This is a genomic window from Planctomycetaceae bacterium, assembly GCA_041398825.1.
Lineage (GTDB): Bacteria > Planctomycetota > Planctomycetia > Planctomycetales > Planctomycetaceae > F1-80-MAGs062.
This window is the reverse complement of sequence record JAWKTX010000003.1, coordinates 128,354-144,894: the sequence shown is the minus strand read 5'-3', so window position 1 is coordinate 144,894 and position 16,541 is coordinate 128,354. Positions and strand designations below refer to the sequence as shown.

Below are 16,541 nucleotides of genomic sequence, written 5' to 3'. Positions count from 1 at the left end.
TCAATTGCCCTTTCAACTCTGCCCACCACTGGGGGAATTCGTGATCGCCCGGAGCAGGTTCCGCTGAACCGGGAAATCCACAGGCGGAATGACCGCTGGCCTCGACGACTATTCCCGCGCCATCCGATTCAGACGGAGCTGCCCACACGCAGCATCAATGTCAGCGCCCTTCCTCTTTCGGATAGTGGCCACAATGCCATCCTGTTCGAGCAGTTCGCAAAAACGCTGAGCATCTGGTTCACGAGGAGCGGTCATCACCAGTTCGGTGACTCCATTCATAGGAATCAGATTCACATGTGCGTTTCGACCACGCAGCAGATTCGCTAGTTCTTTCGCATGGTGCGGCTGATCATTCACGCCCGCAAGCATCACGTATTCGTATGAGATGCGCCGCCCGGTATGAAAGAAGTAGTAATCGGCAGCGTCAATGATATCCCTGATACCAATATTCCTGTTCACAGGGACGATTTCTGTCCGCAGCATGTCATTGGGTGCGTGCAGTGAAACTGCCAGGTTGAATTGTTTACCGGATCGCGCAAACTCACGAATTTTCTCCGGCAAACCGACGGTTGAAACTGTGATGCGTCGAGCTCCAAGGCCGAACGCATCCTCGGCCGTGAGCACATCCAGAGCTGCCATCAGTGATTCGTAATTTGCCAGCGGTTCTCCGATGCCCATGACCACGACATTCGTAATCTGTTCGTCGTCCTTCATCAGACGGTGCAAAGCAAGAACCTGCTCGAAGATCTCCGCAGCATTCAGATTACGTTTTACGCCCAGCAGACCGCTTGCACAAAAGACGCACCCCATCGCACAACCGACCTGCGTGCTTATGCATACGGTTCGGCGGCCCGGATCCCGCATCAACACACATTCCACAAGTTCTCCGTCGCTCAATCTCATCAAAAGCTTCTCAGTTTCATCAGAAGCTACCTGATGCCCGGTGATTTCGAACGAAGAAAACCGGAAACACTCGGACAATCGATCCCGCAACTTAGCAGGCAAATCCGTCATCTCGTCAAAACTTTGGACTCGCCGTCGGATCAGCCATTTTCGGATCTGCTTCTGCCGGAAAGCGGGCTGCCCCTGCTGTTTGAGCCAGTCGCTGAGTTCGTCGTCTGTCAACTGAAGAATCGGGATGCGCGTATCGGAGACGGCAACTTGATTGGAAGTTGCAAGCACCGGAAGCAGATCCGCATGGTTTGGCTGTGATGGTTCGCCGGGATCTCGGTCGTTCGAATCGCGGAGATTGTTCAATTCGGGGAAGGACAAGTATTCAGACCTTAGAGTTGTCTTCAGCTCGTTGCGTGTACGACGCCATCATCTTTCTCAGACCAGCCGCAGAACGCATGACAGAATGAACTCCACAGGTTCGAGCGTCCAGAGCACTTTTGGAAATAACCGATAGCTACTTCGCACCGGATGATCCGCAATCGCTGGTGAATCGCTGATGCATTCCGCGGCGTTCGAGTTCGGCATTCAGCACGGAACGGTAATGGTTCATCCGAATGGTTGCATCGTCAAGCGATCCACCGAACGATCGTGCTTCATCCAGATAAACCAGCGGTACAGGGAATTCTGTCACTCGCCATCTCAAATCGGACGCCTGCACCCAAAGCTGCAATGGCATCGCGTAACCGTTGTCGGTGATATCAAGATCCGCGAGACTGGACACCCGGTAAGCTTTGAATCCGCAAAACGCATCCGTCAGGTTGAACCCCAGCTGCTCATTCAGACAATTCGTAATTCGTCGATTGATGGCACGGCGATCCTCCGGCGGTAAAGTATTTTCACCGAAAGACTTGAGGTATCGGCTGCCCGAAACCATATCGAAGGCAATATTCCCTTCGCACAACTGGGCCGCAATTTCCCGCAGGAACTGAGGCTGATGCTGCCCGTCACAATCCATTGTGACCAGAACATCAAAGCCGCAGCGGAGAGAAAAATCGAATGCGGATTTCAGAGCGGCACCGTATCCAAGGTTCCGTTCGTGGCGAATCATATGCACCTGTGGAAACTGTCGGGCCAGAATCTCGCTGGTGGAATCCGTCGATCCATCGTCTACGACCAGAACTTCTTCCACGTGCAACAACACCTCGGATATGACTTCTGCCACATGCGATTGTTCGTTGTAGACCGGCAAGGCTGTTAGAATGCGTTCGCTCATGACCGCATATTAGAATCGAGAGGCAGAAGTTCAACCGGGTTCACACCACGGCTCGTGACGTCGCGGAATTGTGAATTCTTACCAATTTACGACTCCCAGAACTCAAATGCCCCGTGAAATGCCTCCCGCATGGTGCCAATTCGCGCGACTCAGTGGCAAAACTCGAGCGTTTCCGGAATCTTTGAAACGCGCCGGCCTGTTTTTCAACTGGCTGGTAACACGAGGAACGTCACGGCCGTACTGGTTCGAGCGCGAGACCTGAAAATACGACGCTTGACAGCCGTCCAGCGTGCCTGTCCTGATTCTTCATCGGACAGTTGGCGCAGCGGCTGTTCGGTTCTGCCTCTATCAACCTCCTGTACGCTCCAATTGCACATTCACCAACCCGTCAGCCCGTGACCGGTCTTCAGGTAGGCTGACAGGAATCGTCCTTGCCTGGATTGTCAGAGCCATCTGCCTCGGATGAAATACAGGAGCATGCAACCCGGGACCACAAAGCAGCTGGTGATCATCGCATACATCAAAGAGTCATTCCCAAATGGCAGATGCTGGAAGTTCTGGCCAAAGAATCCAGTGATGAATGTCAACGGCATGAAGACCGCGCTAAGCACGGTCAGACGCTTCATGATCTCGTTGGTACGTTGCGACAGGCTCCACAAGTGGCCGTCACGAACGTTCGCGAGGAGTTCGCGAGCGGCCTCGATGGATTCGTGAATTCGCAGGGTATGGTCGTAGACATCTCTGAAGTAAAGCGTCACACGATCCGACACCAGAGAATCTCCGCGTCTGGCAAGATTCGACAAGACGTCTCGCTGGGGGGACAGGATTCGTCTCAACGAAACAAGCAGGCGTTTGAAGTCAAGAATCTCCTCCAGCGAAACATCTTCGCCTGTTGTCAGAATTCGATCCTCAACGTGATCCAGCCGTAGTTCAATTTCATCCAGTATGGGAAAATACGAATCAATCAGGACATCGGCAATCAGATAGGCCATGTAGTCGCCGCGTGATTCTGATAAACGCCCATCGGATGCAATTCTTCGCCAAACCGAATCGATGGCAGCGATCGGCTCATCGTGAACTGTCACCAGGTAGTTGGGAGCAATAAACAGGTGCAGTTCGACTGCGTCGGAGTTCTCGAGCTGTTCCCAGTCGACCCGAAAGCCCTGGATCACGAGAAACAGATACCCATCATATGACTCAAGCTTCGGACGCTGATCAAAATGAAGACAGTCTTCAATCGTCAGTGCGTGAAATTGAAATTCTTCCGCCAATGATTGCAGCCACGCCTCATCAGGTTTCTGAATGTCGACCCAGAGAAACTCATCGTCTGTCGGTATGGATGCCTGAGTTCCATCTTCATCAATGCAGACCTGGGAATTCCCTGTAATCTTCATGACTCGCTGCATCAATCATTGCCTCCGAATCGCTTTCCTACCATCAAGCGTCCTCCCGAAATAGGCGCCGCCCCGACGCAGACGCAGCTGGTGAAATCAAGATACAGGGACATCCAAATGGCAGCGACATTCAAAACAACGTGTCACTTGTAGTGAAATCCGCCGAAAATTCCAGGGCAATCGCAGCTCTCAGGGTTCCTGTTGTATTCTGCGGTGACCGCCGGTGAAGAACCGCCCGCATGGAAATTACTTCGACCGTCGGGAGCCTGCGCTGTCGGAAATGCAAACAACGGGTCGTCCGCAGTTGCGAATCGCAGGTCCGGGGCGTGAAAGTATCTGTCGCCTGTAAAACCCTGACCATTGAACTCGGCATGACCATCGGATTCTGTCAGAATCGTGAAAGGGCTGTCCCTTTTTTACTCCCGAGGCTGGCGAGAGGAAGAATGGACGCGGATGTCGTCTCCCTGTGGCCAGGCCGTGCCGGAGACGCAATTGATCGCTTCGAAAAGGGAAACTGTTGATGAGACCATGGATTCTTGCTGAAACCAATTACGCTCACGTCAGGGAGTGTTCCTACGACGTGGCAGTGTTACCGATGGGAGCGACAGAACCTCACAACCTGCATTTGCCTTACGGAACCGATACGTTTGAGGCAGAAACAATTGCTGGGTTGTCCTGCGAAGCCGCATGGAAACGTGGCGCAAAGGTCGTCATGCTCCCCTGCATTCCATACGGTACGGAAACCAATCAGGCCAGGTGTCGCCTCTCGATGAATGTGAATCCATCCACACTTGGGATGATCATCCGGGACCTGGTTGATTCGCTCGACGGCCATGGAATCAAAAAGCTATTGATCCTCAACAGCCATGGTGGAAATGAATTCAAGCCATTGCTGCGCGAACTGATGGGCAAGACTTCCGTTCAGTTATTCCTGTGTGACTGGTTCCGGTCCATCTCTGCTGATATTCAGAAACAGATCTTCGAAGACGCTGGCGACCATGCAGGCGAAATGGAAACGGCCTTCGGGCTGGCATACTTTGATCACCTCGTGAATAAGAACTCCGACGGTACCCTGTTTGCCGATAACGGCGATGTTGCATCCACGCGATTCAGCGCTGTCAACAATGGCTGGGTATCGATCACTCGCCCGTGGCATTTGCTCACAACAAACACCGGCAGCGGAAATCCGCACGAGGCAACCAGGGAGAAGGGAATTCAACTGGTAGAAACTATCGTCGAACGCCTGTCATCGTTTCTTGTCGAACTTGCCGCAAGTGAAATCGATGACCGTTTTCCATTCTAATGCCCCCGTGTCGTCGAGGCACATCCGATGGCCTATGAACAGATTGGGTTGCGTTTGCATTGCCCGGTTATTTGGGGAATGCATGGCGAACAAGCCCCGGCAGTACATCGGCATCGAGTTCAGCCAGTTGATTGTTTTCGAACCTTTCCCAGGCGATGGCTGCCATGGCTGCATTGTCAGTACAGAGTTCCGGGGGAGCGATAAACAGCTGGAACTTTTCACGCTGAGCAGCTTGCTGCAGACGCTCCCGCAGTCTTTGATTGGATGCCACCCCGCCACCAACACAGAGCGTTTTGTATCCCGTCTGTTTCAACGCGGCCTTTGCCTTGTACAGCAATACATCAACCACTGCTTCCTGAAATGACGCCGCGAGATCGTTCACCCGTTCAGCGGGCGTCGCAGTCAGTTGATCCGGACCGGGAACACCCCGCGCCGCATAAAGGACGGCCGTTTTCAGGCCACTGAAGCTGAAGTCCAGCCGCCCGCTGTGCATCAGAGGCCGCGGCATCCTGAAACGCTCAGGGGTCCCCTGCAAAGCAGCCGCCGCAATCGAAGGACCACCGGGGTAACTGAGCCCGAGAATGCGAGCCACCTTGTCAAACGCCTCTCCGGCGGCATCGTCCGTCGTGCCACCGATGGATGTGCACTGAGTGGCGGATTCACAGGCATACAGATTCGTGTGACCACCACTGACAACGAATCCCACGCAGGGATAAATCGATTGACTCTGACCAATCCCGCAGGCATAGATATGGGCGTCGATGTGATTCACTGTCAGCAAAGGAACTTGTAGGCACATCGCAAGTGTTTTTGCGGCTGTCAGACCAACCAGCAAAGACCCGACTAAACCCGGTTCTGACGTGACGGCAATGGCGCTCAGGTCTTCCAGTCTGCAATCAGCTTCTTTCAATGCCTTCTGAATGACCGGAAGAATGTTCCTGACATGTGCGCGGGATGCAATCTCAGGAACCACGCCGCCAAAGTCTTCGTGCAAATCAAATTGTGACGCAACAACATTTGACAGTATGACACGGTCCTGTCGCACGACGGCAGCCGCCGTTTCGTCGCAGGATGATTCGATAGCCAGAAGAACGGGTTTCGACATTGTCACTTTTCCCAGCGTGCCTTTATTTCAGTTTGCGTGATTCTGACGACGCATCGGATTCTGTTTTGGCATTTCGCAATCGCTGTGATGCATAAATTCCGGAATGCCCGCTGCACAAGTAGGCAACGAAGCAGGCGATGCACAGGTACAGGGTGTATTGGCCACCAAAGAGCTCAATCCCCATGACGGTGCAGGCCAAAGGTGTATTTGTTGCGCCGGCGAATACGGCTACGAAGCCCAGACCAGCCATCAAATCAACCGGCGTTCCTGTCATCGTTGCAACTGAATTCCCAGCCGCCGCTCCGATGAAAAACAATGGAGTTACTTCGCCTCCTTTAAAACCAGAGCTGACGGTGATTGCAGTCAGCAATAGTTTCCAAAGCCAGCTCCAGTGAGTCGCCCCTCCTTCGCGAAAACAGGAGACGATGGTGACAGCATTGCTGTCGGATGACTGGACACCAAGACCAAGATAATCCGTCGTCCCCAGCGATAAGGTCAGGATCAGGACAAGGCATCCTCCGATCAGGGGACGCAGTGCGGGAATACGAATATGCGTCCTGAACAGCTGCTGAATATGATGAGCGAGTTCGCTGAACAGGCAACTGATCATGCCAAAGCCTGCGCCGGCAATGAGAGTCACTGTCAGGATCCGAACATCGATAACCGCAAGATGCTGATGCAGTTCATTGGGCATCAATGCTGCGATGTGATACGCCGTGTGTCCGATTCCCCAGGCAAGGCACGTTTGATCCGCGATCAGACTTGCCATCAGACAGGGTAACATGGCCGCATGATCCAATCGGCCAATCAGAAGTACCTCTAAAGCGAAGACTGCTCCCGCGACGGGCGTCCCAAAGACCCCGCCAAATCCGGCGGCGACGCCGGTCATCAGCAGCACACGGAGATCTTTCCGCGATATCCAGGGAACCATCGAGCCAATTCCACTGGCGATACTACCTCCAATTTGCACTGCGGTACCTTCGCGACCGGCGGATCCACCAAACAAGTGGGTAACGATAGTGCCAATGAGGATCATCGGGGCCATCCGTACTGGAATTCCACCGCCTGGCTCATGAATTTCATCGATCACCAGGTTATTACCCGACGCAACCGTGGTGCCGAAACGGTGATAGACCCACCCAATTGCAGCCCCGGCCACCGGAAGCAGCCAGATCAGCCACATATTGCCATGCCGAATGTTTGTTGCAGCATCCAGCATCCACAGAAACAAAGCGCACGCAGAACCGACCAGGATTCCAACCGGGCCGGTCAGCAGCAGCCACTTCGCAGTGAAACGAATGGCTTGTCCGAAGTCCGCCAGCCGTTGTGGCACGGTCATTAGCGTTTCCTGAGCTGCTTCCGGAAGGGAAATGAAGAATGGCTGAGTTGAGCTCAGCTGATAACCAACGTTGCGTGAATCACCAATAAAGAAAATACCCTGGCATGAGCGATGCCAGGGTATGCGAACCAATTTCGCAGACGACAGTTGTTACGGCTGGAGAATATGCTTGCCATTTTCGTATTGCTTGTGGCAGGCGTTGCATTTGTTAAGCATGGTCCTGTAGCACTCGGATGCTTTTTCAAAATCTTTGGCCTTTGCCGCCTTGTAAAGTGATGCAGCCGCAGATCTGGATGCTGTGGTATGGGCATCCCAGTCGTCCGTTTTGTCATTCACACATCGGCCATAGAGCAAATTGCAGCTCTCCGCCAGAATGAGCGCATCTGACTTCATTGCTTTCCACCCGGCATTGTCCGCGGGAGCGTTGGCCATGGTTACTTTCAGGCGTTTGTAGGTTGGCTGAAAAACGTATTCCATGAATTCATGCATGCTGTCTTCAACAGGCTCCGGACCGTCTGCCACCGTGGGGCGTGCGGTATAACCTGCGCTGGCTACCTCGGTCTTCAACATGCCAATGCACATAATTGCGATCATGCCAGCGACACACAATACGACGGATAGATTCTTCATAGATTGACTTTCAGGAGAGATTTAAACGTTTGATCAAATGGCTGAGTACTCAGCTAATCAACAGTCTGATTTTTCAACGGATGGAACATAATCGCTGTCGCAGTGTTTCTTTGGTCGCAGTGTTTCTTTGGTCGCAGTTCGGCGCGGACTAGTTTGTTGGAAACTCTGCCATACCCGAAGCTTGTGCTTTCGAACGGGTAAGCAGTGTGATCTTCTTATTGGCTTCGTCCACATGAATCACCATTGGATCTCGTTCTGCGGCATACTTCTGCAGGATGGAATCAATTGCTTTCAATGCCGGTACCGTTCCCAGATTGAACGTCTGCGACATATTCTGCGTGAACCCTGCTCCTTTAAGCGCATCCCCGTCGATGATGAATTCCGTCTTGATTTCTTCACCAATATAGGCGACGGCCTCCTGCAGGGGGAAGTTGCGGAAGTCAACCAGAACCGGCATCTGTAGTCTGTCCGCGACTTTGTCAGGCAGTTTGGGTTCGTTCGTCTTCGGGGTCGTTGCCGTCAGAGACATATCCGTCAATAACGATTGATTCCATGTCAGCAAAGTGGCCGCGGCGAGATTCGGCGCGGCTCGATCGGGTAGTAAGGTGACAAGTCTTGCAAACTGCCCGTCCGCATCTACGGTTGTCGCCATTTCGAGTGCCCGCAACATCGCGGGGTAACGACCAATGATCTGCCTTGTGCCTTCTGTCTGCGGCGTCATGATTCGAACACCGGACATCACGTCATCCGGAAGACGGGACAACTGCGCCTTCATGGACTTCTGAACGCGTGAAGGTGAACTTTCATTCGACTGATGCATCAGCGTTTCGATGTACGTATTCGGCTGAAGGTGCAGGCTGAAGGAAAGACTGCTGACATCCTTGCCCAGCCAGACAACGAACTGGTCAGCAAGTCGCTGCAGTTGCTCAATAAAGATGTACTCACGGTGAACATCGATGCTGCTCACATCAAACATCAGAGTCATGTGACGCGTTCGGTCAGAGGCTCTCAGCAAAGCATCAAGCTCTACAGGAGCCATTGCCGGATACTTCTTCGCTGCGGCCAATGCGTCAGAGACGGCCACGGGGGCCGCTGAAAATGTGCGACGATCGATCATCATGTAGCTGTAGACGTCGGCTTCATAGACTTCTTCGTCCAGATCCTTTCGCATGCGTCCGTTGAACCGTCGATAGACATCCGGTGTCTGCTCTTCAGTGAGTCGAAAGACTGTGTAAATCTCCGGCGCCGAAGTTCTGGCACCGAGAACAACCGCGATTGTCAATTCTTCAATTTCGGCCGGTTCGAATGTTGTGATGTCAACGATTTGTTTTTGCAGCCAGGCCCCCAGATTTCCAAGGGTCGCCCGGAACTCACGCATCTGATTGTCTCTCGACCAGAGTTCGGCTGGGCGAATATGTAACAGAACCTTGGGACTGAATGGTAAGTAACGCAGAGGTATGGGTTCACCACTCGTCGGACTCAATGCCGTCGCCACCTCATTCGCCTCGGCGTCAATTTTCTTCTGATCCTGCCATTCCTGGTTGACGATCGGTGGGGTTTTGGCGGCAGGCGAATTCACCGGGTCCTTCAGCAGATAAACAGCGATTCCGGTGCCCGCAATCACGGCGGTACAAATCCCGGTAATCATCAACATTGATGGATTGCGCCGTTTTGGTTTCCTCCTCCGTCCCACGGCAACTGACTTTTCCGGACCAAGGCGCGTGAAACCCGGGATTGCCGGATCGCCCGACACATCCAATGCCGGCAACTCCTGAGGATCAATGGCTGAAGATCGATTGGACGCGGCAGTCCCTGTGTCAGAAACGCCGGGGTTTATCTCCGTTGGATCGGGGATCTCAGGCGTTGACCGCTGCCTTGTCCTGCGACTGTCTGCCGCCGGCGTCGGGAAACTGTTTGACGGGATTACAGGCGGGTCGCCAGGATCAGCTTTCGGACCGTCCGGTACCCATTTTGCCGACGTGCCTTTGAGGACAGGCGGGTTGATTGCTTTGGACGCAGGTCGTGCCGGAGCAGGAGGTTCTGCCAGCGTGAGTTCAACTTCTTCAGGTTCCTCCAAAACAAATCGATGGCTGCACTTGGGACACTTCCCTTTCCTGCCAAGCATCGAACGATCTGCCAGCTTGAGCGAAGCAGAGCATTTCGGGCAATGAATCGTGACGGTGGCCATGAGAATGTCGAGTCCCTGAACAGTCCAGCGATAATCGTGATTCGCATTCACGGCGAAAACCCGGACGGCGAACGACATGCCCCATTGTAGCGAATGACAACCGGTCCGCTACGGGTGAATGCCTGCCGTTTGATTCTGTGTCATCACGTGACGGCTTGCATCGCCAATCTGAGCAATGTAGAAGGGTTTGCAGTGAAACGAATTCCACAGCACATCAGACAGGTCAAATCAGGGAGACCATTGATGACGGCCGAATCTAATCTGTCCCGGCGAACATTTCTGGCGTCGTCCGTTGTCGCCGCCGCACCAGCAATTATTCCCTCCGGCGTGTTCGGAAATGCAAATCAGGCGGCACCCAGCGACCGCATCCGTCTGGGTGTCATCGGCATCGGGCCACGGTGCACCTATGATCTTCAGGCCATGCTGCCCCAGAAAGATGTCGAATGTGTTGCCATTGCCGACGTGCAGCTAAGCCGTCGGGAGGCCGGAAAAACACTGGTGGATAAACATTACGGCAATGACCGATGCAAGCTGTACGGTGACTTCAGAGCACTACTGGATCGAAGCGACATCGATGCTGTTCTGGTCGCCACGGGTGACCGGTGGCATGCTGCGGCATCCATACTTGCTGCACAGGCAGGCAAGGATGTTTACAGCGAAAAACCGTGTGGAATCACGATTGAACTCTGCGAGAAACTCGCCGACACGATGAAAGAGACCGGCCGAATCTTTCAGGCTGGCACCCAACGGCGAAGTGTGCCCAATTTTCAGCAGGCCGTTCGCATAGCGCATGAGGGCAAGCTGGGCAAACTTCGGACACTCTACGCGTCTGTCTATGTCCCGGTTCTTGAGAACGCATGGCTGCCTGCCGAACCTACTCCTTCTGCGGAGGTTTGCGACTGGAACATGTGGCTTGGGCCCGCTCCATGGCGTCCATACAACAGCAAGTATGTGGCCGGTCGTTGGCGGGGGTACTACGACTTCGATTCCGGGGCACGACTGCTGGACTGGGGCGCTCATACGGCTGATCTCTGCCAGTGGGCCAACCAATCCGACGGTTCGATGCCGCTCACCTACGAACCAACCGAGAAAAATATCACCTGCACCTACGCCAATGGGGTTCAACTGGTCTTTGACTTTCTTGAGGATCCGTTCGGGGATCGCGGGCCCCGGTGGAATACAAAGCTTGGTACCTGTCCGGTTCGATTTGTTGGAGATGATGGATCCATCGAGACGGGCGACAACGGCGGTACTGATGTTTCGAGTTCAGAGATCGAAAAAGAACTTGCCGAAGCCGCGTCCAAAGTGCGCGGGCTGGACGTCTCTGCTCATGCAAGGAACTTTTTCGATTCGATCAAGTCACGAAAGCCCACTGTGGCAAATGCTGAAGTCATGCGAAATTCGCATATCACCTGTCATGCAGCGGCTCTTGCATGGATGCTCGGACGCAGCTTAACCATTGATCCGATAACGCACGACTTTCTCAACGACGATGAGGCAAATCGTCTGAAGTCACGCCCGGAACGAGACTGGGCATAAGATTTCCCCCGTATTATTTGCAGTTAACACTTTCACCTAATCCAGAGGAAGACCCGGACAACTATGGAGCGACGAAGGCTAGGAACCAGTTCGGTTACCGTGACAGATATCTGCATGGGTACGATGACATTCGGAACGCAGTGCGATGAAAAACTGTCGTTCGAAATCATGGACAGGGCGTATGAAGCGGGCATCGACTTTTTTGATGCCGCCGAACTGTACCCCGTCCCTCCCAGCGCTGAAAAGTTTGGACTGACCGAGGAGATCGTCGGACGATGGATGAAAACAAAACCCCGCGAAACCATCATCCTGGCGACGAAAGTGACCGGACCTGCTCACGGTTGGTTTGTTCCACCCGTTCGCCATGGAAAGACAGCGCTTGACAGGGTGCAGATTATGAAGGCCGTTGAGGACAGCCTTCGACGACTGCAAACCGACTACATCGATCTCTATCAGACCCACTGGCCTGATCATGGTGCCAGGTATGAAGACCTGCTGGAAGTGCTGACAGAACTGATCAAACAGGGAAAGGTCCGAGTCGCAGGATGCAGCAATGAAACGTGTTGGGGAGTCATGAAAAGCCTGTCAGCGGCAGAGAACAACGGACTCTGCCGATACGACACGATTCAGAACAATTTCAGCCTGATCAATCGACGGTGTGAAAGTGAACTGGCTCAGGTTTGCCGACAGGAAAAGATCAGCCTTCTACCGTTTTCGCCGCTGGGTGGCGGTGTCTTGACAGGTAAGTACAGCCAGCAGTATCCGCCCGGTGCTCGGTTTACTGAATACAGAAACGCCGGAGAACGTCAGCAAAAAATGGCGGAGCGATTTCTGAACGATCGGACAAGACAGACCGTCGCTGAACTGAGCGTCATTGCTGACGAGTTGAATGTCACGCTGACCGCGCTGGCCGTGGCGTGGAGCAAACAGCATGACTTCGTCGCATCAACGATTATTGGCGCGACGACTATTCAACAGTTGAATGAGAGTCTGCAGGCTGACGGGCTGATTCTGGATTCTGAAACGCTTCGGCGAATTGACGAAATCGACGAACGAATTCCGAACCCCATGAAAGAAGATGGTTTGAGACGGCTCTGACGACGTCACCCAGCCCCGTCCACGATCCGCGGGATCCGACAACCCCCGGGAACCGACGGACGCGGGTGATTTTCCTCCAATCAACGCCTTAACACCGTCACGCAAAGCACGAAGCCCGAGAAGTGTCTTCCCGGGCTTCAGGCGTTCAGGATTCAAGCAAAGATGCACTATTCCTTGCGACGTTTACGCTCGCGGAAAGGTAGCAGGGCAAGCATTGCTGCCGTAATCCCCGCATGACCGGTCGCTTGTTGTTCTGAGTCAGTTTGCGGAGTCGACGACACATCCGAACCCAGGGCGATTTGCCCTACGTCGCTGTCTGTCGGGTCAGCGAATTCCGCCATCACCGATTCTTCGACAATCGCAAGCTCGACGGTTGTGTCTTCAACGATTCGGGGTGAGAAGACAACCTCATTTTCCGGCACGCTGTTCGTCTCAGCCGAATCACTAGCCGGAATTCGATTCTCGTTCGAGGAGACTTCTACCGCTTTGCTAGTCAACATGACGAGCTCTGAGGTGTCTTCAGCGTCTACAGCCTCATAAGCAACAACGGCAAATGTCTTCGATGCACTCCAGGCACTGGTGTCACTCAGTGAGTTGAAGGCCCGCACCCAGAACCGGTAGGTTCCACGACCCAGAGCGTTGGCATTTGGCAGCGTGAATGAAGCAACATCTCCCGCAGGGCTCACCTGGAAAGATCGGACCTGAAGAACGATATTTTCCTGCCGCTCAAGGTCCCGAATGATCACTTCGTACCTTACCGATTCACTGGAATGAACCCACTGCAATACGGGGGTAGAGGTACGAACGGTGTCACTTGGCCCGATGATGATTGGCGTCGTCGGGTTCGGAATATCAATTCGAATACGGTTGACCGCACTCCAGGCGCTGTATTCGCCGACTGAGTTGTAAGCTCGCACCCAGACATCATACGTATGCTCCAGGAACCGCTGATCGACTGGCACCTGATAGGATTCACCCACGATGTCGTTCACGAGCAGCACGCGTTTACCAGTTGTCACATCGTTGACCCAAAGCTGGTAAAAGTCACCCTGAACATCCGCGGTCCATGTGAAAGTCGGGGTCGAACTGGTGACCGATCCGGCAGGGTTCACAGTCGGGCCGGTGAAGACAGGTGTCGTCGGACGAGGAAGATCAATCTCGAACTTCCAGGCCGTGCTCCATGGACCGACTTCATTGGCTGAGTTCTTCGCACGTACCCAGGCGTTATAGCGACCTTCCGGCAGCTTGGTCAGGCTTGTGAATGAAGTGCTCGTCAGCGACTGCTCCCGAATGATCTGAGTTTGACGCGTCGTCTCGTTGTTCACCCACAGATCGTAAGTCGTGGCCCTTTCCACTGCGTCCCAGGTGAAAGTCGGAAATTGATTCTGGAGAACTGTTGCCGGCGCCACGGCTGCAGGACCAGTCAGAGTAACACGGCCTGGTGGCAGGATATCGACTGTGAAGAAGTACGCGGTGCTCCATGGACCAACTTCGCCATTGCCATTGATAGCCCGCACCCACGCGATATACGTACCCTGAGGCAAGTCCAGCGTCTGATAAAAGTTGTCACCTTCGATCTTCGTTTCACGAATATACTGGGCAACTCCACCGTTGCGGTAGTTGACCCAAAGATCGTATCTCCACGCGTCCTGCACTTCGGTCCATTCGATCCTTGGACTGGTGTCGGTTGTTGTCGCTGTTGGCCCAGTAATGGTCGGGGCGACTGGTGGCGGGGAGTCGATGGAAAACGCGACAGGATCACTGACAGCGCTCGGTTCACCCAGGATATTAAAAGCCTGGACCGTCGCCACATAATTGCCGTCTGGCAGTGGGTTGAAGTGCAGGTAGGTGTTGGGTTCATGGTTCGTTCGGAAGATGACACGCTCGTCTGTGTCAGCATTTCGAACTTCCAGAGTATAGTTGAAGGCCGCGGCCTGAGAGTTCCAGACAAACGTTGGGAACGATGTGGCAATCTCGCCCAATGGTCGGGAAATAATGGGCTTGGACGGAGCAGGTACATCCAGAGTAAACGCAATTGTGTTACTCCATGTACCAAGCGTGCCGTCTGCCGCTATTGTTCGCACCCGTGCCGTGTAGTCGCCTTCAACGAATGCGAACTGCGCGACGTGCGTCGTACCAGAAACGGTCCGCACATAGTAGCGGCTGCGATTGAGTGTCAGATTTGCCACCTCCAGTTCATAACTGGTCGCACCAGACCCCTGGCTCCACTGGAACGTTGGGTTCAGTATCGACAATGTTCCGGTCGGGCTCAGCATTGTCGGAATTGTCGGTAACGGAATGACAGTACCAGACAGTGTGTAAGAGCCGAGAGCCCCGTATTGCCCCGTTCCGGATACCGCGATGTAGTAGGTTCCTGCGGAAACACTCGCGGACAAAGAAGCGGACAGGGAATTTGTCGGGTTGTCCGTGGCGATCAGAGTGCCGTTTGAATCGTACAGGCTTAGCACCAGGTCCAGATTTGTCCCGGCATTAACATTCAGGCCCGAGTAAATTGCGGCCAGATCAAGACCAGTCGCGTCAAACGAGACGGTTCCAGTGTCCGTTTCGAAGGAGAAGAAATCGACGTCATCATTCCGTTCGATAATGCCGGACCCGGAAACATCAGGCACGGTGGAATCCAGCGGAGTGGCATTCGAAATGGAGTTGCCATGATCGTCCTGACGGAAGGCAAACGTCAGATTCTGGGCTCGTGTCATGTACACGAGGTCATCCTGAATACTGGTCGGACCATTGGAGTCCGGTGCTGAGGACCAGGTCTCACGTTCTGAATTATAGGGCGCGCCCATGATTGGCCCGAGATCGGGTCGACCTGAGTCGTACTGAGCCGTCTGATTACCGTTGGCGTCGTAGACACTATGGTGCAGGAGACCGAGCATGTGTCCGACTTCGTGCGACGCAGCCAGAGCCATACCCTTCGCGTGGATGGGAGAACCAAAGGCGGTGTTGTCACTGAAGACGTAACACGTGTTCACGGCACTGTTGTTGAACGAATTGACAAATGCGATGCCGCCCGGGCTGCCAATCCAGGAGCCATTTCCACCGATCGAGACCAATACGGCACTGAAATCGTTGTATGAGCCAGGGTCAATTGTTGTCACATTCACGTTGAACGGGGCATAATCCTCCGCAACTCGATACCAGACCTCTTCGATCAGACGCAATTCCTCGTCGCTGAAAGTCGTGAAGTCATTGTCGATGTCGAAGACGGGCGTGATGATCGCGCCCGTTTGACCATCGGATCGCGCGCCAGGCCAGTCCTGAGTCTCCGTATGCCCATCGAAATCGAGGTAAATCGTGACAGGCGCCCCGGGCAGGCTGGAAAGCTGCGGAATAGAAGTCAGAGGATTCATTGCCCCCTGCGAAGCCCCCGTGTTTCCACTTCCAGCCGCGGCAGGAGGGAATTCGTGGTACTCATATCCGCCATAAGTCCCGCTGAGCAAGCATCGTTCTTCGACTGCCTCTGCGATCTGCGCGACGTGGAACTGCTTTCTGTCCCGTCGTCGTCGTGACTCAGTTCGCCCCAGCAGATTTTCCAACAACTCGGTCAGCAGCATGATGCAAAACCTTATTCAAACAGTGCCAAAGTCCACAAACAATCTCTGCCCAGAAACACGGCGAGTGCCCATTGGGTCTGGAATCTCGGAATCCGGGGTATCTCACCCTGTCTTCGACCTCAATTCCAGCGAATCTTGCAGAAGACCCGAGTTCCACCACTAAAACCACCCAACTGATTCGTTGAGCAGCCAGCTTTTCGGAT

Annotated in this window: 11 protein-coding genes; 3 read left to right on the top strand and 8 right to left on the bottom strand. The window is 53.9% G+C overall.

Translation table 11 applies throughout. The features are described from left to right. Window positions 1-108: 108 nt before the first annotated feature. The 3 genes from rlmN to corA all read right to left on the bottom strand — a co-directional run bounded on the left by rlmN (window position 109) and on the right by corA (window position 3,573). Complete coding sequence (rlmN, locus tag R3C20_06970; GenBank protein ID MEZ6040229.1) at window positions 109-1,272, bottom strand: 23S rRNA (adenine(2503)-C(2))-methyltransferase RlmN; 1,164 nt, start codon at window positions 1,270-1,272, stop codon at window positions 109-111. A 136-nt stretch (window positions 1,273-1,408) separates the two neighbouring features. Next, window positions 1,409-2,167 (bottom strand): glycosyltransferase family 2 protein, encoded by a 759-nt coding sequence (locus R3C20_06965; GenBank protein MEZ6040228.1) that lies wholly within the window; start codon window positions 2,165-2,167, stop codon window positions 1,409-1,411. A gap of 443 nt (window positions 2,168-2,610) precedes the next feature. After that, window positions 2,611-3,573: a magnesium/cobalt transporter CorA gene (corA, locus tag R3C20_06960; protein ID MEZ6040227.1), complete on the bottom strand. Its 963-nt coding sequence runs from the start codon at window positions 3,571-3,573 to the stop codon at window positions 2,611-2,613. Window positions 3,574-4,081: 508 nt separating this feature from the next. Between corA and R3C20_06955 the strand changes: the two genes are divergently transcribed. After that, the gene (locus R3C20_06955; protein MEZ6040226.1) at window positions 4,082-4,864 is read left to right on the top strand and encodes a creatininase family protein; all 783 of its coding nucleotides are present in this window, start codon (window positions 4,082-4,084) and stop codon (window positions 4,862-4,864) included. 67 nt (window positions 4,865-4,931) lie between these two features. Here R3C20_06955 and tsaD read toward each other — a convergent pair whose 3' ends face one another. The 4 genes from tsaD to R3C20_06935 form a co-directional block, all read right to left on the bottom strand. Further along, window positions 4,932-5,969: a tRNA (adenosine(37)-N6)-threonylcarbamoyltransferase complex transferase subunit TsaD gene (gene tsaD, locus R3C20_06950; protein ID MEZ6040225.1), complete on the bottom strand. Its 1,038-nt coding sequence runs from the start codon at window positions 5,967-5,969 to the stop codon at window positions 4,932-4,934. A gap of 22 nt (window positions 5,970-5,991) precedes the next feature. Beyond that, complete coding sequence (locus R3C20_06945; protein MEZ6040224.1) at window positions 5,992-7,308, bottom strand: voltage-gated chloride channel family protein; 1,317 nt, start codon at window positions 7,306-7,308, stop codon at window positions 5,992-5,994. A gap of 150 nt (window positions 7,309-7,458) precedes the next feature. Beyond that, complete coding sequence (locus R3C20_06940) at window positions 7,459-7,938, bottom strand: hypothetical protein (GenBank protein ID MEZ6040223.1); 480 nt, start codon at window positions 7,936-7,938, stop codon at window positions 7,459-7,461. 148 nt (window positions 7,939-8,086) lie between these two features. After that, the gene (locus tag R3C20_06935) at window positions 8,087-10,177 is read right to left on the bottom strand and encodes a hypothetical protein (protein ID MEZ6040222.1); all 2,091 of its coding nucleotides are present in this window, start codon (window positions 10,175-10,177) and stop codon (window positions 8,087-8,089) included. Window positions 10,178-10,369: 192 nt separating this feature from the next. Between R3C20_06935 and R3C20_06930 the strand changes: the two genes are divergently transcribed. Next, window positions 10,370-11,665, top strand: a complete 1,296-nt coding sequence (locus R3C20_06930; protein MEZ6040221.1) for a Gfo/Idh/MocA family oxidoreductase — start codon at window positions 10,370-10,372, stop codon at window positions 11,663-11,665. A gap of 63 nt (window positions 11,666-11,728) precedes the next feature. Then, window positions 11,729-12,763, top strand: coding sequence for an aldo/keto reductase (locus tag R3C20_06925; protein ID MEZ6040220.1), 1,035 nt, complete (start codon window positions 11,729-11,731; stop codon window positions 12,761-12,763). A gap of 167 nt (window positions 12,764-12,930) precedes the next feature. Here R3C20_06925 and R3C20_06920 read toward each other — a convergent pair whose 3' ends face one another. Continuing rightward, window positions 12,931-16,338, bottom strand: a complete 3,408-nt coding sequence (locus R3C20_06920; protein MEZ6040219.1) for a pre-peptidase C-terminal domain-containing protein — start codon at window positions 16,336-16,338, stop codon at window positions 12,931-12,933. Window positions 16,339-16,541: the final 203 nt, after the last annotated feature.

Coding starts and splice junctions, on each gene's coding strand:
- tsaD (MEZ6040225.1), bottom strand. CDS start 5,969: ATGTCGAAACCCGTTCTTCTGGCTATCGAATCATCCTGCGACGAAACG.
- R3C20_06955 (MEZ6040226.1), top strand. CDS start 4,082: ATGAGACCATGGATTCTTGCTGAAACCAATTACGCTCACGTCAGGGAG.
- R3C20_06965 (MEZ6040228.1), bottom strand. CDS start 2,167: ATGAGCGAACGCATTCTAACAGCCTTGCCGGTCTACAACGAACAATCG.
- R3C20_06925 (MEZ6040220.1), top strand. CDS start 11,729: ATGGAGCGACGAAGGCTAGGAACCAGTTCGGTTACCGTGACAGATATC.
- R3C20_06930 (MEZ6040221.1), top strand. CDS start 10,370: ATGACGGCCGAATCTAATCTGTCCCGGCGAACATTTCTGGCGTCGTCC.
- R3C20_06920 (MEZ6040219.1), bottom strand. CDS start 16,338: ATGCTGCTGACCGAGTTGTTGGAAAATCTGCTGGGGCGAACTGAGTCA.
- corA (MEZ6040227.1), bottom strand. CDS start 3,573: ATGCAGCGAGTCATGAAGATTACAGGGAATTCCCAGGTCTGCATTGAT.
- R3C20_06940 (MEZ6040223.1), bottom strand. CDS start 7,938: ATGAAGAATCTATCCGTCGTATTGTGTGTCGCTGGCATGATCGCAATT.
- R3C20_06945 (MEZ6040224.1), bottom strand. CDS start 7,308: ATGACCGTGCCACAACGGCTGGCGGACTTCGGACAAGCCATTCGTTTC.